Source organism: Streptomyces sp. NPDC059524 (assembly GCF_042749255.1).
Lineage (GTDB): Bacteria > Actinomycetota > Actinomycetes > Streptomycetales > Streptomycetaceae > Streptomyces > Streptomyces xanthii.
In genome coordinates, this window is the sequence record NZ_JBHYTK010000014.1 from 41,170 (window position 1) to 63,132 (window position 21,963).

At 72.7% G+C, this 21,963-nt stretch carries 24 protein-coding genes; 19 read left to right on the forward strand and 5 right to left on the reverse strand.

Annotation, left to right across the window (positions count from 1 at the left end; translation table 11 throughout):
- Positions 1-101 precede the first annotated feature (101 nt).
- Positions 102-527 (reverse strand): hypothetical protein, encoded by a 426-nt coding sequence (locus ACFW9D_RS06595; RefSeq protein WP_188338690.1) that lies wholly within the window; start codon positions 525-527, stop codon positions 102-104.
- A 166-nt stretch (positions 528-693) separates the two neighbouring features.
- Here ACFW9D_RS06595 and ACFW9D_RS06600 point away from each other — a divergent pair, with 166 nt between their 5' ends.
- Complete coding sequence (locus ACFW9D_RS06600) at positions 694-1,032, forward strand: hypothetical protein (protein ID WP_384618633.1); 339 nt, start codon at positions 694-696, stop codon at positions 1,030-1,032.
- A gap of 64 nt (positions 1,033-1,096) precedes the next feature.
- On the opposite strand, the gene ACFW9D_RS06605 is transcribed toward ACFW9D_RS06600, so the two are convergent.
- On the reverse strand, positions 1,097-2,131 hold the full coding sequence (locus ACFW9D_RS06605; protein WP_384618636.1) for an SEC-C domain-containing protein: 1,035 nt from the start codon (positions 2,129-2,131) through the stop codon (positions 1,097-1,099).
- A 232-nt stretch (positions 2,132-2,363) separates the two neighbouring features.
- Here ACFW9D_RS06605 and ACFW9D_RS06610 point away from each other — a divergent pair, with 232 nt between their 5' ends.
- The 6 genes from ACFW9D_RS06610 (at position 2,364) to ACFW9D_RS06635 (ending at position 7,152) form a co-directional block, all read left to right on the forward strand.
- Positions 2,364-3,125 carry a class E sortase gene (locus tag ACFW9D_RS06610; protein WP_384618713.1) on the forward strand — a complete coding sequence of 254 codons (762 nt, stop codon included), beginning with the start codon at positions 2,364-2,366 and terminating at the stop codon, positions 3,123-3,125.
- 26 nt (positions 3,126-3,151) lie between these two features.
- Positions 3,152-3,388: a DUF3311 domain-containing protein gene (locus ACFW9D_RS06615; protein ID WP_384618639.1), complete on the forward strand. Its 237-nt coding sequence runs from the start codon at positions 3,152-3,154 to the stop codon at positions 3,386-3,388.
- On the forward strand, positions 3,385-4,896 hold the full coding sequence (locus ACFW9D_RS06620) for a sodium:solute symporter (RefSeq protein ID WP_384618641.1): 1,512 nt from the start codon (positions 3,385-3,387) through the stop codon (positions 4,894-4,896). The genes ACFW9D_RS06615 and ACFW9D_RS06620 overlap by 4 nt, the downstream gene beginning before the upstream one ends.
- A 50-nt stretch (positions 4,897-4,946) precedes the next feature.
- A complete protein-coding gene (locus ACFW9D_RS06625) occupies positions 4,947-5,264 on the forward strand; it encodes a DUF6412 domain-containing protein (protein ID WP_384618643.1) in 318 nt (105 codons plus the stop codon).
- A gap of 116 nt (positions 5,265-5,380) precedes the next feature.
- Positions 5,381-6,151, forward strand: a complete 771-nt coding sequence (locus ACFW9D_RS06630; RefSeq protein WP_384618715.1) for a YidC/Oxa1 family membrane protein insertase — start codon at positions 5,381-5,383, stop codon at positions 6,149-6,151.
- A 143-nt stretch (positions 6,152-6,294) separates the two neighbouring features.
- A complete protein-coding gene (locus ACFW9D_RS06635) occupies positions 6,295-7,152 on the forward strand; it encodes a fumarylacetoacetate hydrolase family protein (RefSeq protein WP_384618646.1) in 858 nt (285 codons plus the stop codon).
- Positions 7,153-7,301: 149 nt separating this feature from the next.
- On the opposite strand, the gene ACFW9D_RS06640 is transcribed toward ACFW9D_RS06635, so the two are convergent.
- Positions 7,302-7,772, reverse strand: coding sequence for a heme-degrading domain-containing protein (locus ACFW9D_RS06640; RefSeq protein ID WP_384618648.1), 471 nt, complete (start codon positions 7,770-7,772; stop codon positions 7,302-7,304).
- The gene (locus ACFW9D_RS06645; RefSeq protein ID WP_188338700.1) at positions 7,769-8,878 is read right to left on the reverse strand and encodes a Gfo/Idh/MocA family oxidoreductase; all 1,110 of its coding nucleotides are present in this window, start codon (positions 8,876-8,878) and stop codon (positions 7,769-7,771) included. Before ACFW9D_RS06645 ends, ACFW9D_RS06640 begins: the two co-directional genes overlap by 4 nt.
- A gap of 55 nt (positions 8,879-8,933) precedes the next feature.
- Here ACFW9D_RS06645 and ACFW9D_RS06650 point away from each other — a divergent pair, with 55 nt between their 5' ends.
- The 11 genes from ACFW9D_RS06650 (at position 8,934) to ACFW9D_RS06700 (ending at position 20,012) form a co-directional block, all read left to right on the forward strand.
- Positions 8,934-10,085: an ROK family transcriptional regulator gene (locus ACFW9D_RS06650; RefSeq protein ID WP_384618652.1), complete on the forward strand. Its 1,152-nt coding sequence runs from the start codon at positions 8,934-8,936 to the stop codon at positions 10,083-10,085.
- A 314-nt stretch (positions 10,086-10,399) separates the two neighbouring features.
- Complete coding sequence (locus tag ACFW9D_RS06655) at positions 10,400-11,185, forward strand: hypothetical protein (RefSeq protein ID WP_384618654.1); 786 nt, start codon at positions 10,400-10,402, stop codon at positions 11,183-11,185.
- Between the two features lie 47 nt (positions 11,186-11,232).
- Positions 11,233-12,000: a GntR family transcriptional regulator gene (locus ACFW9D_RS06660; RefSeq protein ID WP_384618656.1), complete on the forward strand. Its 768-nt coding sequence runs from the start codon at positions 11,233-11,235 to the stop codon at positions 11,998-12,000.
- A 180-nt stretch (positions 12,001-12,180) separates the two neighbouring features.
- The gene (locus ACFW9D_RS06665) at positions 12,181-13,293 is read left to right on the forward strand and encodes an ABC transporter ATP-binding protein (RefSeq protein ID WP_384618662.1); all 1,113 of its coding nucleotides are present in this window, start codon (positions 12,181-12,183) and stop codon (positions 13,291-13,293) included.
- A 22-nt stretch (positions 13,294-13,315) separates the two neighbouring features.
- Entirely contained in the window at positions 13,316-14,161 is an 846-nt protein-coding gene (locus ACFW9D_RS06670; protein ID WP_384618718.1) for a 2-aminoethylphosphonate ABC transporter permease subunit, read from the forward strand.
- A complete protein-coding gene (locus ACFW9D_RS06675; RefSeq protein WP_384618664.1) occupies positions 14,148-14,945 on the forward strand; it encodes an ABC transporter permease in 798 nt (265 codons plus the stop codon). Before ACFW9D_RS06670 ends, ACFW9D_RS06675 begins: the two co-directional genes overlap by 14 nt.
- A 47-nt stretch (positions 14,946-14,992) precedes the next feature.
- Positions 14,993-16,066, forward strand: coding sequence for a 2-aminoethylphosphonate ABC transporter substrate-binding protein (locus tag ACFW9D_RS06680; protein WP_384618667.1), 1,074 nt, complete (start codon positions 14,993-14,995; stop codon positions 16,064-16,066).
- 180 nt (positions 16,067-16,246) lie between these two features.
- The gene (locus tag ACFW9D_RS06685) at positions 16,247-17,758 is read left to right on the forward strand and encodes an alkaline phosphatase family protein (RefSeq protein ID WP_384618670.1); all 1,512 of its coding nucleotides are present in this window, start codon (positions 16,247-16,249) and stop codon (positions 17,756-17,758) included.
- A gap of 102 nt (positions 17,759-17,860) precedes the next feature.
- Entirely contained in the window at positions 17,861-18,640 is a 780-nt protein-coding gene (locus ACFW9D_RS06690) for an HAD-IIA family hydrolase (protein ID WP_384618671.1), read from the forward strand.
- A gap of 91 nt (positions 18,641-18,731) precedes the next feature.
- Positions 18,732-19,292: a hypothetical protein gene (locus ACFW9D_RS06695; protein WP_188338711.1), complete on the forward strand. Its 561-nt coding sequence runs from the start codon at positions 18,732-18,734 to the stop codon at positions 19,290-19,292.
- A 6-nt stretch (positions 19,293-19,298) separates the two neighbouring features.
- Positions 19,299-20,012, forward strand: a complete 714-nt coding sequence (locus tag ACFW9D_RS06700; RefSeq protein WP_384618674.1) for a class F sortase — start codon at positions 19,299-19,301, stop codon at positions 20,010-20,012.
- On the opposite strand, the gene ACFW9D_RS06705 is transcribed toward ACFW9D_RS06700, so the two are convergent.
- Positions 19,951-20,733, reverse strand: a complete 783-nt coding sequence (locus tag ACFW9D_RS06705; protein ID WP_384618677.1) for an ANTAR domain-containing protein — start codon at positions 20,731-20,733, stop codon at positions 19,951-19,953. The two genes, ACFW9D_RS06700 and ACFW9D_RS06705, sit on opposite strands and share 62 nt — an antisense overlap.
- Positions 20,734-20,897: 164 nt before the next feature.
- On the opposite strand from ACFW9D_RS06705, the gene ACFW9D_RS06710 reads away from it, so the two are divergent.
- Positions 20,898-21,893 (forward strand): glycoside hydrolase family 6 protein, encoded by a 996-nt coding sequence (locus ACFW9D_RS06710; protein WP_188338714.1) that lies wholly within the window; start codon positions 20,898-20,900, stop codon positions 21,891-21,893.
- Positions 21,894-21,963: the final 70 nt, after the last annotated feature.

A 21,963-nucleotide genomic window follows, 5' to 3' on the forward strand; every position in this document is an offset into this window, starting at 1 on the left:
GCGAGGGCGAGCCCGCATCCGCGCCGCCGCGACGGCCGGTTCCGTCGACCTCGCCCGACGGACGCCGGACGACCGGGTTCGCCCACCCGTGCTGAGGGAGGTCAGTCGTCCATCGCCGTCGTCGCCACGTACCCCACCGGCGCCGACAGGAACAGGAACACCCAGTCCCGGTCCTGCGCCTCCATCTTGAAGACCTTCGCCGCCTCGCTCGTGTGCTCGGTCAGGAGGGTCCAGGCGTCGCTGAAGTCGCCGCCGAGCGGGGTGACGGCGATCAGGCTGATGCCGAGCAGCGTGCCCAGGTACGTGCCGAGCGGGGCGGCGATCGCGCAGGTCAGGCCGACCGTCTGACTGCCCTTGCTCTGACTGCCCGCCGCGGCCCCGGTGATCCCGGCGATCAGCAGGGCGCCCCAGGTGATCAGCTCCCCCTGGTCCTTGACGACGTACGCCCACGCCACGGAGAGCGCGATCGTCAGTCCGAGCACGATGAGTACGCCGGTGCCCTCGGTGTCGTTCGCTGACTCGCTCATCCCGTCCCCCTCGCGATGCGCCCGCGCGCCAAAGCTCCGCGCCTGTCTCATGGTGACGGTCAGTCAGCTTCTTGAACAGAGCGCGATCCGGACCTCGGCGCGGGGGAGTCGCGTGGTCGAACTCGACGGTGGGGTAAGGAAGTCGAGGAAGCGGCCACTGTCGATCATGGTCAACTGTCAGGGCAGGGGCGCGCTGAAGGTGACCGTGCGGCCGATCGGGCTGGAGTTTCCGCTGGCCTGCGCGGAGGGCAGGGTCAAGAGCGCGTACCACCAGATCGCGGTCTCGGAGACGTACAAGCACGAGACGGCCCGGGCCCGCCTCGCGGGGCGGGAGATCGGCTCCGAACTGGAGGACGAGCTGAGGAGCAGCGCGCGCAAGGCGCGGCTGCTGGACGAGCAGGTGCCCGCGGACACGGTGCGGGTGGCGACCGACGGGTGGTCCGTGGGCGAGATCGCCCGGGAGGTGGTGGGCGTCGTCAAGTGGGGTGCAGGTGGGGGGAGTTGAGGTGGGGTTCCTGAGCCCGCCGTCGCCCGGCGCGCACGACACGCCGGGCGACGGACGCTGGGCCCTACGCCCCGTGACACTCCCCGTAAGCCGACCCCGACCCGCACCAGCAGGCCGCCCCCGCCTCCGGCGGCCACGGTACGGCGCGGCCTCGGGCGGCGAGGGTCGTGGCGTACTGGGGGAGGAGGGTCGCGTCGTCGGGGGAGGAGGCCTCGGACGCGGCGAAGGCCTCGTAGGAGGGGACCGTGCCCGTGACGATGCCCAGGTTCCGGGTGCCGGACGCGGCGAGCTCCCGCAGCGCACCCTCTATCGACGCCAAGTGGGCTTCGTAGGAGGGGTATTCGGCGGAGAGGGCGGGGTACGCGGCGATGAGTTCGGCGTACTCGGTCGAGGGCCAGTGCAGGACCGCGACGGGGAACGGGCGGGACAGGGCCTCGCGGTACGAGCCCAACTCCGCGCGCAGGCGCGTGATCTCGGCCTGGAGGTCGGCCGGGTTGTCCGAGCCGAGGGCCCACAGGCGTTTGGGGTCGTGGAGTTCGTCGAGGGAGACGGAGGCGCGGTTCACGCGGTCCGCGAGCGCGTCCCACACGTCGTGGTCCGCGCCGAGCAGCCGGCGGACCCGGTGCCGGCCCAGGACCAGCGGATGCCGGGCGTAAGGGACCTCGCCGGCGTCCCGCTCCGCCTCGGACACCAGCAGTGTCAGGGCCTCCGTGAACGTCTCGTGCGCCTGCTCCAGCTCGTCGTGCGCCTCCAGGGACTCCGCGATGATCACCCACGGCGCCGGGTCCTGCGGCGCGGTCGCCCGCAGGCCGGTGATGATCGCGCGGGCCTCGGCCTCGTGGCCGTACTCCCACAGGTTCGCGGCCTTCAGGGCGCGGACCAGGGAGCCGTTGTGCAGGCCTTCGGAGGACAGCAGGCCGTCGTAGAGGCCGGTCGCGCGGTCGCGGGCCTCGGCCAGTTCGTAGTGGGCCGCGGCCTGCAGGAGCAGGGGCTCGGAGTCCTCGGGGTAGAGGGACGCGGTGCGTTCCAGGCGCTCGGCTTCCGCGACGTGATCGGCGTGGTCGTTCTCGGCGGGCGTGGCAGGCGTGTCGGGGCGCATGCAGAACACGGTACTGCCGCGGGCCGGGGGAGGGGCCGATCGCCCGCCCAAGACACCTGCGACAGACACAGGTGAGACGCCCCGCGCCCCGGCTCCGGGGCCCGCACCTCGCACGACCCTGGTGAGTTGAGGCCGCGGCGTCTACCCTGCGCGCGTGCTGCTGCAGCGTACGGAGGACGACCGACGCCGACCCCGGACCGTGGCCCAGGGGGCACCGCCCCGCCGGTCCCGGATGCGCCGCGCCCTGTGGAACGGGGCCGAGGGCGCCGTGACACTCGGGCTCGTGCTCCTGCTGTTCGTCGCGCACCAGCTGTGGTGGACCAACCGGGAGGCGAAGGCGGGCGCCGAACGGCAGGTGCAGGCCCTGGAGCGGGAGTGGGAGCGGCCCGGGGACTCGCCGCCCGACGCCGGCGGGGCCGCGCGGTCGCCGGATCCCGCCGAGGAGTCCACGCCGCAGGACGACGACCCCGCCGTGGACAGCGGCCCGCGCACCCGTACCGGTACGGGCACCGGCGCCCGCGCCGCCCGCCAGACCCCCCGCTGGGACCAGGCCTACGCCGTCCTCGGCATCCCGCGCCTCGGCCTGCGCGTGCCCGTCGCGCAGGGCGTCGGCAAGGCGAGCGTGCTCAACCACGGCTACGCCGGCCACTACCCGGGCACCGCCCAGCCGGGCCAGGCCGGGAACTTCGCGCTCGCCGGGCACCGCAACACCCACGGCGAACCGTTCCGCTACATCAACCGGCTGCGCCGCGGCGACACCCTCACCGTCGAGACGAAACAGGCCACCTACACGTACGTCGTCGACAAGAGCCTCGCGCAGACCTCCGCCCGCGACGGCGGCGTCATCGCACCGGTGCCGCGCAGCCGCGTCGTGCGCGGCGCCGGATACACGGAACCCGGGTACTACATCACGCTCACCACCTGCACCCCCGAGTTCACCTCCCGGTACCGGCTCGTCGTGTGGGGCGAGCTGCGGTCCATGCGGCCCCGCTGAACCGTCACTGAGTAAGGTCGTCGTCCGTGATCAAGCGACGGCCCCATCTGCTCTGGCTCCTCGTGCCCTTCGTGCTGTACGCCGGGGCGCTCCCGCTCGCGAACCGGGTCGAGCCGGTCCTGCTCGGGGTGCCCTTCCTCTTCGTATGGCTGTTCGCGGCCACCCTGCTCACGCCCGTCGCCGTCGGGCTGACCTGGCGCGGGGACCGCAGGCTGCGCACGGAAGCGGAAGCGGAAACCGAAGCCGAAGGGGGCCGGCGATGAGCGACGCGGCCGTGGCCACCACCCTGTTCGGCGCCTTCATGGTCGCCACCGTCGCCCTCGGACTGCTCGCCGTGCGCGGCAAGGGACGCGGCGGCGGGCTCACCGAGTGGTCCGTCGGCGGCCGCAGCCTCGGCGCCGTCTTCATCTGGGTCCTCATGGCCGGCGAGGGCTACACCAGCTTCAGCTACCTCGGCGCCGCCGGCTGGGGCTACAACTTCGGCGCGCCCGTCCTCTACGTCGTCGCCTACATGTCCTGCGGCTACGCCGTCGGCTACGTCGTCGGTCCGATGCTGTGGTCGTACGCCCGCACCCACGGCCTGGTCAGCATCACCGACATGATCGCCCACCGCTACGGCCGGCCCTGGCTCGGCGCCGCCGTCGCGATCCTCGTCACCGTCTTCCTGCTCCCGTACATCCAGCTGCAGATCACCGGCATGGGCGTCGTCGTCTCGACGATCTCCTACGGCGCCGTCAGCCTGAACTGGGCCTACTTCGTCGGCTTCGCCGTCACCACCACGTTCGTCGTCGTCAGCGGCCTGCGCGGCAGCGCCTGGGTGTCCGTCCTCAAGGACCTCCTCGTCATCGTCACGCTCGCCCTCCTCGCCGTGTACGTGCCGCTGCACTACTTCGACGGCTACGGGGACTTCATGGGGCGGCTCGTCGACGAGAAGAGCGCGTGGCTGACGCTGCCGGGCGCCGGGGGCAGCCCGTACGGGCAGGGCTGGTTCGCGACCACGACCGTCCTCAACGCGCTGACCGTCGTCATCTTCCCGACCACCGTCGCCGGCTACCTCGGGGCACGCAACGCCGACGCGCTGCGCCGCAACGCGATCTGGCTGCCCGCCTACAACGTCCTGCTCTTCGTGCCGATGCTGCTCGGCATGGCCGCCCTGTTCGTCGTGCCCGGACTGACCGGCGCCGAGTCGAACCTCGCCCTGTTCAAGCTAGTCGTCGACTCGCTGCCCGCCTGGGCCGTCGGCGTCATCGGGGTCGCCGCCGCACTCTCCTCGATCGTGCCGATGGCCGTGTTCATGCTGGTCATCGGCACAATGTGGGGCAGCAGCGTGCTGTCGCTCGTGCCCCGCTGGCAGGACTCGTCACGGGCGCAGAAGACCGGCTCGCAGATCGTCGTCGTCATCGCCGGCGGCCTCGCCCTGATCCTCACCTACGCCGCGCCCAACACCCTCGTCCGGCTCTCCCTCATCTCCTACGAGGGCATGGCCCAGCTCGTCCCCATGCTGCTCGTCGGGCTGCTGTGGCGGCGGCTCAGCTTCGCCGCGGCGGTCGGCGGGCTCACGGTCGGCGTCGCTGTCGTGTGCGCGCTCGTTTTCAGCGAGCACGATCCGGTGCTCGGAGTGAACGCCGGCATCGTCGCCCTCGCCGCGAACCTCGCCGTCACCCTCCTGATCACCTACGTGCGGCCGGCGGACCGCGATCCCCGGCCGGACCACGAGCTCCTCGCCCGGGACCCGATCGACCCGCCGCCGCACGACCGGGTGCCTGTATAACTGACGGAGCGGGACAGGACCCGGAGCGGACGAGGAACGGAGGGGAGCGCATGGACAGGAAGAACACCTGGGGCGCCGCCCTGCGCCCCGTCGCGCTCCTGCTGTTCCTGCTCGTCGAGGCCGTCGTCGTCGACACCGGCAGCCTCGCCGGGGCCGTCGCCCTCGCCGCGACCGCCGCCGTGGGCTCCGCCCTCACCGTCTGCTCCGTGCTCGCCGCGCGCAGCGCGCCCGCCGTGCCGCCCACCCGGGTCCGCACGGCCATCCGCGACCGGGAGCAGCGCACCGCGTTCCTGCCCCAGCGCGATCCCGACGCGCGGGGCCGCACCAGGCCCCGAGCACCCGGACGTCTCGTCCCGACGGCCTGCTGACCCGGCCCGGTCCCCGGTGACCGGCCCCTCCCTCCGCAGTCCGTCACGCCGCGCAGTCCGTTCTCTGTCCCGGCACGACGAGACCCCCGGAGGGCTCACCACTCATGTCGTCCATCCTGTCGTCGTTCATGTCCGTCTTCGCGAGCCTGGTCGCAGGCCTCGCCGACGTGCTCGACCCGCTCTTCCACGGCGCCTCCACGGCCGCCGCCATCGTCCTGTTCACCGCGCTCGTCCGCCTCCTCGTCCACCCGCTGTCCCGGGCCGGGGCGCGCGGGCAGCGGGAACGCCTCAAGCTGCAGCCGCGCATCGCCGAGCTGCGCAAGAAGCACAAGAAGAACCCCGAGGCGCTGCAGAAGGCGATCCTCGAACTGCACCGCGAGGAGAAGGTCTCGCCGCTGTCCGGGTGCCTGCCGATGCTGTTCCAGATGCCGGCGTTCTTCCTGCTCTACCACCTGTTCTCCAGCCGCAGCATCGGCGGCGACCCCAACGAGCTCCTCGGGCACACCCTGGGTGGCGCCCCGCTCGGCGGCCGGTTCGCGGACGCGCTCGGACACGGCGGGCTCCTCGGCGAGCAGGGGCTCGTGTACGTGGCGCTGTTCGCGCTCGTCGCGACCGTGGCCACGTTCAACTACCGGCGGACCAAGCGACAGATGGCGCTGTCCGCGCGGCCCGAGGCCAGCGGTGACGGCGGAGGCCAGCAGGTGCCGGGCATGGCGGCGATGAACCGGCTCATGCCGCTGATGTCCTTCATGACCCTTTTCTCCGTGGCGTTCGTGCCGCTCGCCGCCGCGCTCTACATCGTGACCTCCACGACGTGGAGCGCCGTCGAGCGCGCCGTCCTGTACCGGGACATGCCGTACGGGGCCGCCGCCGCGCCCGCGCTCTGACGGGCCCCGCGGCCCCGGTGGGTCCAGTCCGTGAACGGGGTCTTGCGGACTGGACGGGGAGCTTGGAGGATCGACCAGACCTCCGATGGCTTGACGCCGCACCTGGCCTTCGGGGCTCCTCCTAGATCAGAGGGAGTTACACCATGAAGCTGCTGCGAGTCGGTCCCGCCGGAGCCGAGCGCCCCGCGCTCCTCGACGACGGGGGCATCCTGCGCGACCTGTCGGGCCTCGTGCCCGACGTCGACGGGGCGCTGCTCGCGGACGACGCCGCGCTCGACCGGGTCCGTGCCGCCGCGGCCTCCGGCGAGCTGCCCGCGCTCGACGCCGCCGGACTGCGCGTCGGGGCCCCGGTCGGCCGGATCGGCAAGGTCGTGTGCATCGGCCTGAACTACCACGACCACGCCGCCGAGACCGGTGCCGAGCCGCCCGCCGAGCCCGTCGTCTTCTTCAAGGCGGCGGACACGGTGGTCGGGCCGCACGACACGGTGCTCGTGCCGCGCGGTTCGCAGAAGACCGACTGGGAGGTGGAGCTGGCCGTGGTCATCGGACGTACGGCCCGCTACGTCGAGTCCCACGAGGCCGCGCTCGCCTGTGTCGCGGGGTACGCGGTCGCCCACGACGTGTCCGAGCGCGAGTTCCAGATCGAGCGCGGCGGCACGTGGGACAAGGGCAAGAACTGCGAGACGTTCAACCCGCTGGGCCCGTGGCTCGTCACCGCCGACGAGGTCGCCGACCCGCAGGCGCTCGGCCTCCGGCTCTGGGTGAACGGCGAGCTCAAGCAGAACGGCAGCACGGCCGACCAGATCTTCTCGGTCGCCGAGGTCGTGCGGTACGTCAGCCAGTTCATGACCCTGTACCCCGGCGACGTCATCAACACCGGGACGCCGGCCGGCGTGGCCATGGGGCAGCCCGAGCCCAAGCCGTACCTTCGCGCCGGGGACGTCGTGGAGCTGGAGATCGACGGGCTCGGGCGCCAGCGTCAGGAACTCAAGCCGGCGTAGGGCTCCGCCGGGGGGGGCGGGCGGTTCGCGCCGTAGGGGTTTGTGTCGTGGTCGGGTGCTGCGCCGTCGTGGCTGGTCGCGCAGTTCCCCGCGCCCCTGAGGGGCACACTTCGTGCGCCCCCAGGGGCATCTCGGCCTTGGCGTGCCCGTTACGCCATGAACGCGGTCAGGGCTTCTGTCACCAAGGCGTGGTCTTCCAGTTGGGGGAGGCCCGAGACCGTGGCGACGCCGATGACGCCCGCGTCCCGTACCCGGAGGGGGAACGCGCCGCCGTGGGCCGCGTACACGTCGGGGTCGAGGCGGGAGGACGCCTCGAACGTCGTGCCCTTGGCGCGGAACCGGCTCCCCACCAGGTAGGACGAGGCGTGATAGCGCTCCACGACCCGCCGCTTGCGGGCGATCCACGCGTCGTTGTCCGGCGTCGAACCGGGCAGCGCAGCGTGGAACACCTGCTGCCTGCCCCGCGTGATGTCGATCGCGACCGGCGCCTGGCGCCCGCGCGCCAGCTCCACGAGCAGGGTGCCGAGCCGCCACGCGTCCTCGTACGAGAACGAGTCGAGGATCAGAGTGCGCTCCTGCTCCTCCAGCTCCGCCACCGAAGGGGTCTCGTTCGCGGTCACAGGGTCACCACCAGTCCGTCGCGGGCGGAGCGCCGCGCCGCCTCCAGGACGTCGAGCGCGGCGGCGGCCTGCGTGGCCGGCACCGGGTTCGGGGCGCCGTCGCGCAGCGCCGCGGCGACGGCGGCGTAGTAGGCCGGGTAGTCGCCGTCGGCCGTCGGGACCGGGGTGCCGCCGCCGGTCAGCGGGGACTCTCCGGAGCCGACGCGGCCCCACATCGTCTCGGGCTCCACGCCCCACGGCTTCCCCGCCCGCGGCCGCTCACCCTCGCGCAGCGCCGCCTCCTGCGGGTCCAGGCCGTACTTCACATAGCCCGCCTCGGAGCCGAGGACGCGGAAGCGCGGCCCGAGCTGGGCGGTGGTCGCGGAGACGTAGAGGTGCGAGCGGACCCCGTTCGCGTGCGTGATCGCGATGAACGTGTCGTCGTCCGCCTCCGCGCCCGCCCGGCGCACGTCCGACTCCGCGTACACGGAGGCCGCCGGGCCGAACAGCACCAGGGCCTGGTCGACGACGTGGCTGCCGAGGTCGTAGAGGAGACCGCCGATCTCCTCCGGGTTCCCCGACTCGCGCCAGCCGCCCTTGGGGCGCGGGCGCCAGCGCTCGAAGCGGGACTCGAAACGCCACACGTCGCCGAGCGTGCCGTCGGCGAGGAGCCGCTGGAGGGTGCGGAAGTCGTTGTCCCAGCGGCGGTTCTGGAAGACGGAGAGGAACAGGTCCTTCTCCTCGGCGAGGGCGGCGAGCGTCCGGGCCTCGGCCGCCGTGCCCGCGATCGGCTTGTCCACGACGACCGGCAGGCCGGCCTCCAGGGCGGCGGTGGCGAGCGGTACGTGCGTCTTGTTCGGCGACGCGAGGACGATCAGGTCGAGCTCGCCGGCCCGCGCCCACAGCTCCTCGGGGCGCCCGGCGAAGCGCAGCCCGGCGCCGTGCTCGGCGCGGGCCTGCTCCTGCCGCTCGGGGTTCGAGGTGACGACCGTGTCGAGGACGAGGCCCTCGGTCGCGGCGATCAGCGGGGCGTGGAAGACGGAACCCGCCAGGCCGTATCCGACGAGCCCCACGCGGAGCGGCCCGCTTCCACCATTCATGCCAGTCGTACCAGTCGTGCCAGTCATGCACCCACTTAAGCAACGCTGTTGCCAAAGTGCAAGCGGGAGGCACAATGGCCAGGTGAACACGCACGTCACCCATGTCGGCCCCAGCACGGGGGTGAACCTCGCGGCCCTGCGCGGGCACAACGCCGCGCTCGTCCTCGACCTCCTCCGCACCGCGGGCGAACCCGGTATCAGCCGCCTGGAGCTCGCCGAGCGCACCGGTCTGACCCCGCAGGCCGTCAGCAAGATCACGGCGCGGCTGCGCGCCGACGGACTCGTCGTCGAGGCGGGCCGGCGCGCCTCGACCGGCGGCAAGCCGCGCACCGTGCTGCGGCTCGTCGCCGGAGCCGGGCACGCGGTCGGGCTCCACCTGGACCGGGACGAACTGCGGACCGTGCTGACCGACCTCGCCGGGGACGTGGTGGCCGCGCGGCGCGCCCCCCTGGACCTCGGGGCCGGGGCCGACGCGGTCCTGACCACCGCCGCCTGCGAGATCGACCAGCTGCTCGCCGAAGGGGAAGCGGCCGGGGGCGACTCCGTGCTCGGGGTCGGCGTCGCCGTGCCGGGACCGCTCGATCACGCCGGGGGCGTGCTGCACCGGGTCACCGGATTCCCGCAGTGGGACGGCTTCCCGCTGCGGGACGCGCTCGCCGAGCGGCTCGGGCTGCCGGTCGTCGTCGACAAGGACACGAACGCGGCGGCGCTCGGGCTCGCGCTGGTCGGGGCCGCGGGGGAGGGCGGGCGTTCGTTCGCGTATCTGCATCTGGGGACGGGACTCGGGGCGGGGCTCGTGCTCGACGGGGCGCTGTACCGGGGGGAGCGGACCGGGGCCGGGGAGTTCGGGCACCAGGTGATCCAGCTGGACGGGCCTCCGTGCGAGTGCGGGAACCGGGGCTGCATCGAGGCGATCTGCCTGGCCGCCGTCGCCGCCGGGGACGTCGAGGAGGCGGCACGGGTCCTCGGGGAGGGCGCCGGGAACCTGGTCGGCCTGCTCGACATCGACGCGGTGCTGCTCGGGGGCCGGACGGTGAGCGCGGCGGAGGACCTCTTCGTACGAGGAGTCGGCGCCGTCGTGGAGACGCGGGCCCGGCGCGGAGGCGGGGGCCGCTCGATACCGGTGCGCTCGGCGCCGGGCGGCCCCACCCTGGTCGTGGAGGGCGCCGCCCAACTCATCCTGGCCCCGCTCTTCGGCCGAGGCACGGGCGCGGTCCCGTCCCGGCGGGCCTGACCGGGGCCTCCGACGCGGGGCTGTGCCCGATCAGCGACTCCGTCACGGGGTGCGACCAACGGGGCCCCTGGGGGCGCACGGAGTCTGCCCTTCAGGGGCGCGGGGAACTGTGCGAGCAACCACGACGGTGCAGCAGTCAGCGACGGCGCGAGGCCCTCACGGCGGGCCCCTGCCCCACCCCCCCGGAATGACAGTCGTACTGGTCCGATCGAGGGGAGCCGGGCGGAGCCCAGGCGTGCCGGGCGAGGCGGGGACCGGCAAGGGTGCCAGCCTGGCTGACCCGGTTCCGCGACCAGCAAAGGCAGAGCAACCGCATGCGACTGCGCCGCCCGACCGCCCTCGCCCTCACCGCCGCCGCCCTCACCCTCCCCCTGAACCCCACCGCGACCGCCGCCCCCCGCGCCTGCGAAACCGCCCCCGCCCCCGCCCGCTTCCCGATCACCACCCGCATCGACGCCGGCCCCGACACCTACCTCCCCGGTGCCGACCCCCGCACCTGGTCGATCACCCTCACCAACCGCACCCTCACCCGCTGTACCGCCCTGCACCCCGTCCTCGTCCTCGTGGACGACAGCAGGAAACTCCGCCCCACGGGCATCCGGCTCGAGTTCCGCGACGGCACCCGCTGGCACCCCGTCGCCTTCGAGCACACCGACCAGGACGAGAACGTGGGCGTCATCGGCGCGGACACCGGCGGCTTCTCCGTGGAGCCCGGCGAGACGGTCACCGTGCCGGTACGGCTCGCGTTCAGCGAGGACGCCCGCCCCGACCACGTCGTCGCCGACGCCGCCCTCGTCCAGCGCAGGGACGACGACGGCGACTGGGTCGGGGAGTCCGGCCACTACCCCTTCGACATCGTCACCGACGACGAGGGAGGAGGAGAGGAAGAGGCAGGGGAGGCCCGGGCCGACGCGGAGAACGGGGGCGGGGACGCCGCCACCTCCGACCGCCCCGGCGGAACCACCCTCGCCGGCGAACTGGCCCGCACCGGCCCCGAAGCCCCCCTCACCGCCCTCGCCGCCACGGCCGGCCTCTGCCTGCTCGGCGGCGCCGCCGCACTCCTCCTGATCCGGCGCCGCACGGCGGCCCGGCGCCACTGACCGGTACCCGGCGCCGGCGGTTCACCCACGTCTGCGACGATCCCCGCGTGGACTACCCGAACGACCTGGACCCCGGCGCCCCCGTGCGCGGCGGCGTGCCCGAGCACGGACGCATCCCCAAGTACTACGCGGTCAAGGCCCAACTGACCGCACTGCTCAACGACTTGGCCGAGGGCGAGACGCTGCCGACCGAGCGCGATCTCGCCGTCCGGTACGCCGTCTCCCGCGACACCGTGCGCCAGGCCCTGCGCGAACTGCTCCTGGAGGGGCGGCTGCGCCGCCAGGGCCGCGGGACCGTCGCCGCGGGCCCCAAACTGGCCCAGCCCCTCTCCCTCGCCTCCTACACCGAGGGCGTCCGCCGCCAGGGCCGCCGCCCCGGCCGCACGCTCATCGGCCTCGACCGTTTCCCCTGCCCGCCCGCGCTCGCCGCCGAGACCGGCCTCGAACACGGCGAGCCCGTCTGGCACATGGAGCGCGTCCTGCTCGCCGACGACGAACGCGTCGGCCTCGAGTCCACCTACGTCGCCGTGGCCCGCATGCCGCACCTCGACACCGAGTTCGACCCGGACTCCTCCTTCTACTCCTACGTCCACGAGCGGCTCGGCATCGACTTCGGCTCGGCCGACGAACGCATCGAGACCGTCCTCGCCACCCCTCGCGAGGCCCTCCTCATCGGCACGCCGCCCGCCCTCCCGATGCTCCTCATCCACCGCGTCTCCTACGATCCGGCGGGCCGCGCCACCGAACGCGTCCGCACCCTCTACCGCGGCGACCGCTTCTCCTTCACGACCCGCCTCGGCGCCGACAGCCAGTAGTCGGCGAAAGACTCGACGGGCCCGCCCCCAACTCCGTATGTAACGCCGCGATAACGGGTCTGGGCCAAGCTTGGGGGGTCGTTCACCGGCCCGTTCCCGGCCGGACCCGTCCGGGACACCCGATCCCACGAACGTAGCCGCCGTGAGAGTCATCGAGCCGACTGCGAACGAGCGGGACTGATGGAAAAGCTGACCGACCCTCCGGGCGCCCGCAGCGGCATCCGGTTCGACCGGGTGTCCGTCGCCTACGGCGGGAACACCGTCCTCGACTCCCTCGACCTGACCGTCGAGCCGGGCGAGGTCATGGCCCTGCTCGGGCCCTCAGGCTCCGGCAAGACGACCGCGCTGCGGGCCGTCGCCGGCTTCGTGCGGCCCGCCGCCGGGCGCGTGTTCATCGGCGGGCGCGACGTCACCGACCTGCCGCCGCACCGGCGCGGGATCGGCATGGTCGTGCAGCAGTACGCGCTGTTCCCGCACATGAAGGTGAAGGACAACGTCGCCTTCGGCATGCGCGCGCGGAAGGTGCCCAAGGCCGAGATACCCGGCCGGGTCACCGAGGCGCTGGAGATGACCGGCATGGGCGCCTACGCCGAACGCCACCCGCGCGAGCTCTCCGGCGGCCAGCAGCAGCGCGTCGCCATCGCCCGCGCCCTCGCCGTCCGCCCCGACGTCCTGCTCCTCGACGAACCGCTCTCCGCGCTCGACGCGCAGCTCCGCTCCGGCATGCTCGCCGAACTGGCCCGGCTGCACCGCGAGTTGCCCGACGTGTCGATCCTCTACGTCACCCACGACCAGGTCGAGGCCCTCACCCTCGCCGACCGGATCGCCGTCATGGACCGCGCCCGGCTCCAGGACGTCGGCACACCCCAGGACCTGTACCGCAAGCCCCGCACGGAGTTCACCGCCTCCTTCGTCGGCAACGCCAACCTCCTTCCCGTCCAGGTCGGTTCGGGCTCCGCCGTCACCTTCGGGACCGCCGAACTGAAGGTCGCCGCCCCGGACGCCGCGGCCGGAGCCTCCGCCACCCTCTGCGTCCGGCCCCACCTCGTCGGACTCGGCGACGGGCCCAACGCGCTCACCGGCGAGGTCGCCGAGGTCCAGTGGCGCGGCTCCACCCACCGCCTCCTCGTCGACATCGGCGGCCACCAGGTCAAGGCCGACCTGCGCGAACTGCGCACCCCGCCCGCCCCCGGCGACACCGTCACCGTCCACTTCGCGCCCGAGGACGCCGTACTGATCGGCGCCGGTGTGGGAGCGGGAGCGGGAGCGGGAACGGGGGCGCGCGATGACTAGTGCCGCCATCGGGGCGCCCGCAATGCGCGGTGCCCTCAAGTCCCGTAGAAGCATGGGCGGTTGGGTGTGGGCGCTGCCACCCGTCGCCGGGCTCGCGCTCGTCTTCCTCTACCCGCTGTTCCTCGTCGTCCAGCAGTCCTTCCGGCCCGACAGCGGCGGCACGTCCGTCCAGCCGTACCGCGACGTGTTCGCCTCCGAGGCGTTCCGCGATGCGCTGGGCACGACGGTGTGGCTCGCCGCCGGATCGACCGCCGGATGCCTCGTCCTCGGCTTCGCCCTCGCGCTGGTCATCGCGTTCGTGCCGTTCCCCGGCGGGAAGGCCGTCGCCAAGTTCATCGACGTCTTCCTCTCCTTCCCGTCCTTCCTCATCACCCTCGCCCTGCTCTTCGTGTACGGGCAGGCCGGCATGGCCAACGGGCTGTGGACGGACGTCACCGGCGCCGCCACCGGACCGTTCCAGTTCCTGTCCACGCCCTGGGGTGTTCTCCTCGCCGAGATCACGTACTTCACGCCGTTCGTGATGCGGCCCCTGCTCGCGGCGTTCTCCCAGATCGACACGGCGCAGCTGGAAGTGGCGTCGTCGCTGGGCGCCCGGCCCTGGCGGATCGTCCGGCAGATCGTGCTCCCCGAGGCGCTGCCGGCGCTGGCCGCCGGCGGGTCCCTCGTCCTGGTGATGTGCCTGAACGAGTTCGGGATCGTCCTGTTCACCGGCGCCAAGGGCGTCACGACCCTGCCGATGCTCGTCTACGGCAAGGCGATCCTGGAGTCGGACTACCCCGGCGCCTGCGTCGTCGCCGTCGTCAACGTGCTGATCTCCGTCGGGCTCTACGGCGTCTACCGGGCGGTGAGCCGTCGTGCTGGTGCATAGCCGGGCCGGGAAGTGGGCCGTTTGGGTCCTCTTCTTCGCGCTCTTCCTGCCGCTCTTCGCGGTGCCGCTGCTCGTGATCCTCGCCGCGTCGTTCGCCGGGAACTGGTCCGGGGCCCTGCCCTCCGGGTTCACCACCGGGCACTACGACGCCGCCACCAGCGGTGACTCGCTCACCGCGCTCACCACCAGCCTCGTCACCGCCGTCACCGCCGGCGTGCTCGCCCTCGTCGTCGGCGGCTGGGCCGCGCTCGCCGCCGCCGCGCTGAAGAAGCGGGGCAGGCGTGCGATGGACACCCTGTTCATGCTGCCGGTCGCCGTGCCGTCCGTCGTCGTCGGCCTCGCCGTCCTCGTCGCCTTCAGCAAGCCGCCGATGCTGCTCAACGGCACCCGCTGGATCGTCATCCTCGCGCACACCATTCTTGTCACCGCGTTCGCCTACCAGTCGGTCTCGGCCGCCATCGTGCGTCTCGACCCGGCGTACGAGCAGGCCGCGGCGTCGCTCGGCGCCCGGCCCGCGTACGTCCTGTGGAAGGTGAAGCTGCCCCTGCTGCTGCCGTCCCTGAACGCGGCCGCCGGCCTCTGCTTCGCCCTGTCCATGGGCGAGCTGAGCGCCACGATGATGCTCTACCCGCCGGACTGGATGCCGCTGCCGGTGCAGATCTACGCCACCACCGACCGCGGCTCCCTGTTCACCGGATCCGCGATCGCCGTGGTCCTGATGGGCGCCACCCTGCTCGTGCTGCTCGCCGTCTCCCGCATCCGCACCAAGGCCTCGTACCGCTGAGCCCCGCTCCGCCGACACCCCTGTCCTTCCAAGGAGTTCACCTCGCCATGCCCGCGAACCCGCGCAAGAACACCCTCACCGCCGCCGTCGCCGTCACCGGCTGCCTCGCCCTCGCCGCCACGCTCACCGGCTGCGGCGGCAGCTCCGCCGCCTCCGACGAGAAGGTCGTCACCGTCTACAGCGCCGACGGCCTCAAGGGCGAGAACGGCGACGGCTGGTACGACAAGGTCTTCAAGGACTTCACCGCGAAGACCGGCATCAAGGTCGAGTACGTGGAGGGCGGCTCCGGCGAGGTCGTGCAGCGCGCCGTCCGCGAGAAGGCCAACACCCAGGCCGACGTCCTCGTCACGCTGCCCCCGTTCATCCAGCAGGCCGGCGGCAAGGGCCTGCTCGCGAAGTACGCGCCCGAGGGCGCCGACCAGGTCGACGGCGCAGACAAGGGCGCCGACGGCACCTGGACCTCCGTCGTCAACAACTACTTCGGCTTCGTCTACAACAAGAAGGAGCTGAAGACGCCGCCGCGGACCTGGCAGGAACTGCTCGACGGCAAGTACAAGAACAAGCTCCAGTACTCCACCCCGGGCGTCGCCGGCGACGGCACCGCCGTCGTCGTCAAGGCCATGCACGACTTCGGCGGCAAGCAGCCCGCCATGGACTACCTGAAGAAGCTCCAGGCCAACAACGTCGGCCCGTCCGCCTCCACCGGCAAACTCGCCCCCAAGGTGGACAAGGGCGAACTCCTCGTCGCCAACGGCGACGTGCAGATGAACTACGCCCAGTCCAAGGACATGCCCAACCTCGGCATCTGGTTCCCGAAGACCGAGGGCGGCAAGCCCACCTCCTTCGCCCTGCCCTACGCCGCCGGCCTCGTGAAGAACGCCCCGCACACCGCCAACGGCAAGAAGCTCCTCGACTTCATGCTCGCGACCAAGCAGCAGCAGGAGGTCAGCGCCATCGGCGGCGGCTTCTCCGCGCGCGGAGACGTCCACGCCACCGACGAGAACGCCCTCGCCCTCGCCAAGATCATGGACGGCGTCGAGATCTTCGAGCCGGACTGGAACGACATCGACAAGAACCTCCAGACGTACGTCGACGACTGGAAGACCGCCACCGGCAGCTGAGCCCCGCCCGCCCCGCAGCTCAGTCCATCGGGCGGCGACGAATGTCCATGGCGCTCCCCGCCCGCATCACCAGAAGATAACGGGTCTGGTCCAACACCTCTGAACCTTCAGGGGTGTCGGACCACCCGCGCACGCCCGCAGACACCCGTGACCGCCCGCCCCGCTCCGGAGGACCCCCGCATGCCGCGCACCCCGTCCGGCCTCTCCCGCCGCTCGATGCTCCTCGGCTCCGCCACCGCAGCACTCGCCCTCACCGTCCCGGCGAAGAGCGCCGTCGCCCGCGCCCGCGCCGCCCGGACCCCGAAGGTCCTCGTCATCGGCCTCGACGGCGCCCTCCTGAACCGCATCAAGGACGCCGACGCACCCCGCCTCAAGGCCCTCATGGCGGCCGGACTCACCGCCCCCAGCGCGATCTACGCCAACCCGATGGCGCCCACCATGTCCGGCCCCGGCTGGTCCACCCTCATCACCGGCGTCTGGCCCGACAAGCACAACGTGAAGGACAACAACTTCACCGGCCACAAGTTCGCCCAGTACCCCGACTTCCTCACCCGGATCGAGACCGCGAAGCCGTCGCTGTCGACGTACGCCGTCTCCTCCTGGGCCCCGATCACCGACATCGTCCTCTCCGCGAAGGTCGACACTCGCGTCTCCACCCCGAGCGCCGAGTACGACACCGGCACCACCGCCCGCGCCGTCGAACGGCTCAAGGGCGCGAACCCGGACGCCGTCTTCGTCCAGCTCGACAACGTCGACCACGCCGGCCACACCTACGGAGCCGCGAGCCAGGAGTACCTCGACGCGATCCACGGCGTCGACGGCCAGGTCGGCGCGATGGTCGACGCCGTCACGTCCCGTTCCACGTACGGGAACGAGGACTGGCTGATCCTCGTCACCGCCGACCACGGGCACACCGACGCGGGCGGCCACGGCGGCTCCACCTGGCCCGAACGCCAGACGTTCATGATCGCGACGGGCGGCACGGCCGCGCCCGGCTCCACCCGCCACGACGTCAAGATGCCCGACATCGCGGCCACCGCCCTCGCTCACCTCGGCATCGCCCTCGACCCCGCCTGGGGCCTGGACGGCCGCCCGGTCCAGCAGCCCCTCCCCGACGACTTCGACGCCCTGCGCGACCGGCTGGGCGGGCCCGTCGACGAGACCGGCATCGGATCGGGCGTCATCGGCTTCACGCACACCCCGCCGAGCGGCTGGAGCGTCGACAACTCCCGGATGGGCACCGGCGGCGTCACCGAATGGCGCGGCTGGTCCTTCACCACCGACGAGTTCTGGACCAAGGCCGAACGCGACCAGCAGCGCGAGTGCAACGTGCGGGCCCGCGGCGTCTTCGCCGTGGCCGACGGCGACGAATGGTCCGACAAGACCGTCACCGGCACCTTCGACTCGACCCTGACCAGCCCCGCCTTCCCGGTCACCGGCGGCCGCCCGGCCACCCTCACCTACACGACCTTCTACCGCCAGGAGGCCCCGCAGAAGGGCGAGGTCCTCGTCTCCTACGACGGCGCCGCCCCCGTCCCCGTCCGCACCTACACGGCCGACGTCCCCTCCCGCACGGAGACCGTCCCACTGACCGTCCCCGCGGGCGCGACCAGCGCGAAGGCCCACTTCCGCTACACCGGGGCCAACAACTGGTTCTGGACGATCGACGGGGTCAAGATCAGCCGGTCTTGACTAGGCTGAGGGCGTCGGCACAGTGTCGTCCCGGCGCCCCAGACAACACGGTCGACACAACCGGCACGGTTGTGTCGACCGCGGACCGCAGGAGTGCATTCCATGGCAGAGCGCAAGCCCATCGCATCGTGGCTCACCGACATGGACGGCGTGCTGATCCACGAGGGGGTGCCGATCCCCGGCGCCGACGCGTTCATCAAGAAGCTGCGCGAGTCGGGCAAGCCCTTCCTGGTCCTCACCAACAACTCGATCTACACGGCCCGCGACCTCCAGGCCCGCCTCAACCGCATGGGCCTCGACGTCCCGGTCGGCAACATCTGGACGTCCGCCCTGGCCACCGCCAAGTTCCTCGACGCCCAGCGTCCCGGCGGCACCGCCTACGTCATCGGCGAGGCCGGCCTCACCACGGCCCTGCACGACATCGGCTACGTCCTCACCGACCACGACCCCGACTACGTGGTCCTGGGCGAAACGCGAACCTACTCGTTCGAGGCCATGACGAAGGCCGTGCGCCTCATCAACGGCGGCGCCCGCTTCATCTGTACCAACCCGGACGAGACCGGCCCCTCCACCGAGGGTCCGCTGCCCGCCACCGGCGCCGTCGCCGCGCTCATCACCAAGGCGACCGGTAAGCAGCCCTACTTCGCCGGCAAGCCGAACCCGCTGATGATGCGCACGGGGCTCAACGCGATCGGGGCGCACTCCGAGACCGCCGCCATGATCGGCGACCGGATGGACACCGACGTGCTGGCCGGGCTCGAGGCCGGGATGCAGACGTTCCTCGTGCGGACCGGGCTCACCAGCGACGCCGACATCGAGAAGTACCCGTTCCGGCCGTCCACCGTCGTCGACTCCATCGCGGACCTCGTCGACCTCGTCTGACCCTGGGGGCCCGGTCTGACCTGGGGTTTCCCGTTCCCGAGATGCGGAACGGCGCCGCGCGCGTGAACCTGCCAGTACCAGGAGGTTCACGATGCGTACAGGACTGCTCGCTCTCCGTGCCGCAGGGGCGGCCGCCGTACTGGTGACGATCCCGGCCGCCGCCGCGCACGGGGCGCAGGACGGGGGATCGGTCACCGTCAGCCCGCAGGCGGCCCCACCGGGTACGGACGTCGAGCTCGCCGTCACCGGATGCGCGGGCACGGCGGGGCGTGCCGTGTCCGACGCGTTCGTCTCCGCCGCCGTCCTCGCGCCCGCCGCGGACCGTTCCGCGCTCACCGCCGAGGCCCGGGTCGCATCTTCCGCCAAGCCCGGCGCGCATGAGATCACGGTGACCTGCGACGGCGTCGAGACCAAGACCAAGGGCACCGTTCGGGTCCTGGAGCGCGGCGCCTCGCCCGCCCCGACCCCGACCGCCGCCGTGCACGCGGGCGGCGGCGGAGCCGCGGCGCGACTGGCCGCCGCCGAACAGGCCGCCGAGGGCCCCGGCACCCGGCACGCCGTCATCGGACTGGTGCTCGCCGCGATCGCCGCCGTGGCCGTCGCCTGCCGCAGCGTCCGGCGCCGCCGGAACCCGTCCGAGGGCCCCCGGTAGGCCGCCATGAAGGACCGCGACCGACAAGGCCCGGGCGGCGGCCGGATGCTCACCGGCGTGGCCTGGGCGGTGCTCCTGCTCGGCCTGTGGATGTGGGGCCGCGGCGTCACCGACGTCAACCTGTCCTCGCCGACGACCGGTGACGCGGCCGCCGTCGGCCGCCCGCTCGGCGTCACCATGCCTGCCGCGCACAGCCCCGTCCGGGCCGCGAAACCCCAGCGCATCGACGTGCCCGCACTCCACGTGCAGGCGCCCGTCGTCGAGCGCGGACTCGACGGCAGCGGAGCCGTCGACCCGCCGCCCTACGCGCAGGCGGGCGTCGTCGGCTGGTACGGCGCGGGCGCGCAGCCGGGGGAGCGGGGCACGGCCCTGTTCGTCGGGCACGTCGACACCGAGACCCGGCCCGCCGTGTTCTTCCACCTCAGCGAGGCGAAGCCCGGCGACACGGTGAAGGTGGTGCGCGACGACGGCTCCGTCGCCACGTTCACCGTCGACGACGTGCAGGTCCTGTCCCGCGACCGCTTCGACCCGGCCACCGCCTACGGGCCGCGCCGCCCCGGCCGCGCCGAACTCCGCCTCATCACCTGCGGCGGCACCTTCGACAGGGCCACCCGCACCTACACGGCGAACGTCGTCGTCTCCGCCTACCTGTCCGGCCTCACGGACGCGCCGAAGGAGCCGGATCCGGAGCCGGAGAAGGAGAAGGTCCGGGCGGGTTGAGGTCGTCGCCGAGGTCCCGGGCCAGGACGGCCCCGGCGACCCGGTCCAGCGGCATCCGCCTGCTGCGCGCGTACCGGCGCAGGACCGAGAACGCGGTGTCGGGAGAGGCGCCCCAGCGCTCCGCCAGCATCCCCTTCGCCTGCTCGATCCGCACCCGGCTCGCGAGCGCCCGCTCCAACTGCCGTGCCAGGTCCCGCTGTTCGGCGTAGGCGCGGTGTCGGTCCAGGCCCGCGGCCGCCGCGTCGGCGAGCACACCGGCGAACGCGGCATCGTTGTCCGCCGGCGCCGACCGGGTCAGGACGCTGAGCGCGCCGACCGGTGTCCCGAGCCGGCGCAGCGGCACCGCGTGCGCCGTCGTGACGCCGTGCCGCCGGGCCAGCGCGGTGAACGCGGGCCAGCGCGCCGCCGCCACCGTCCCCGTCACCCGCACCCCGGCCACCGCCCGTCCGGTCGCCAGCGCCTCGCGCGCGGGCCCGGCGAGCGCGTCGGCGCCCAGCAACTCCCGTACGGCGTCCTCCTGTTCGGGGGCGCAGGCGGGTGACGGGTGGGGGAGGCCGTCCGGTTCGGCGAGGGTGACGCCGGCCGCCTGCGCGCCGAGCAGGTCCACGCAGTGCCCGGCGAGGCGGGACAGGTGCGCGGCGGGGTCGAAGTCGTCGTCGAGCGTGTCCGACAGCTCCAGCACCGCCTCGGCCAGACGCAGCGCGCGAGCTGGGTACGTCATGTCCCGCTCCCCCCTTCCACGCCGTCGCCGTACGAGTCCTGGTCGCGGCCTACCCCGGCCCGGACCGGCTGTAACAGGTCGTGGACAAGGACCGTACGGCCTCGAAGCGCGGCCGGGGCGTATGTCACGATTGAGGACCAGACAGTGCACCCAAGGGGGAGTGGATGTACCGGAAGATGAGGGCTGGAGCGGTCGTCGTGGGGGCGGCGCTGCTCGTGTCCGCGTGTTCCTCCGGAGGCAAGGACGAGGGCGATGCTCAGCCTCCCGTGAAGCAGCAGCCCAAGAGCGCCGACCCGTTCTGGGTCAACCCCGACAGCAAGGCCGCGCAGGCCGTCGCGGGCCTGGAGGAGGACGGCAAGGACGAGGAAGCGAAGACCGTCCGCAAGATCGCCGAGCAGCCCAGCGGCGAGTGGATCACCCCGGAGAACGCGACGGACCAGGCCCGTGGTTACACGGAGGCCGCGGAGAAGGCGGACCGGGACGCCCTGCTCGTCCTCTACAACATCCCGCACCGCGACTGCGGGAACTACTCGAAGGGCGGCGCCGCGGACGGCAACGCGTACCGGGCGTGGATCGACCAGGTCGCGGCCGGCATCGGGGACCGCCCGGCGACGGTCATCCTCGAACCGGACGCGGTCCAGCACATGGTGGACAACTGCACCCCGGAGCAGTTCCACGAGGAGCGCTACGACCTCCTCAAGGGCGCCATCGGCAAGCTCAAGTCGCTGAAGAACACGACGGTCTACCTCGACGCGGGCAACGCGGGCTGGGGCAAGCCGGACCAGATGTTCGAGCCCCTGAAGTGGTCCGGCGTCGAGCAGGCCGACGGCTTCTCGGTGAACGTGTCGAACTTCTACTCCACCGAGGACTCGGTGAAGTACGGCAAGGAGCTGTCCGGGAAGGTCGGCGGCAAGCCCTTCGTCGTCGACACGAGCCGGAACGGGAACGGGCCGTACACGGGCGGCAATCCGGACGAGCGCTGGTGCAACCCGCCCGGCCGCGCCCTCGGCGAGACCCCGACCACCAAGACGGGCGACCCGCTCGTGAAGGCCTACCTGTGGGTCAAGCGCCCCGGCGAGTCCGACGGCACCTGCAAGGGCGGTCCGAGGGCGGGCGAGTGGTGGAGCGAGTACGCCCTGAAGCTGGCTGCTTCTTCGTAGCGTGAGGACGTGAAGGAGGGGTACGGGACCGCGTCCCGTACCCCTCCTTCTTCTTGTCCTGCTCGCAGTG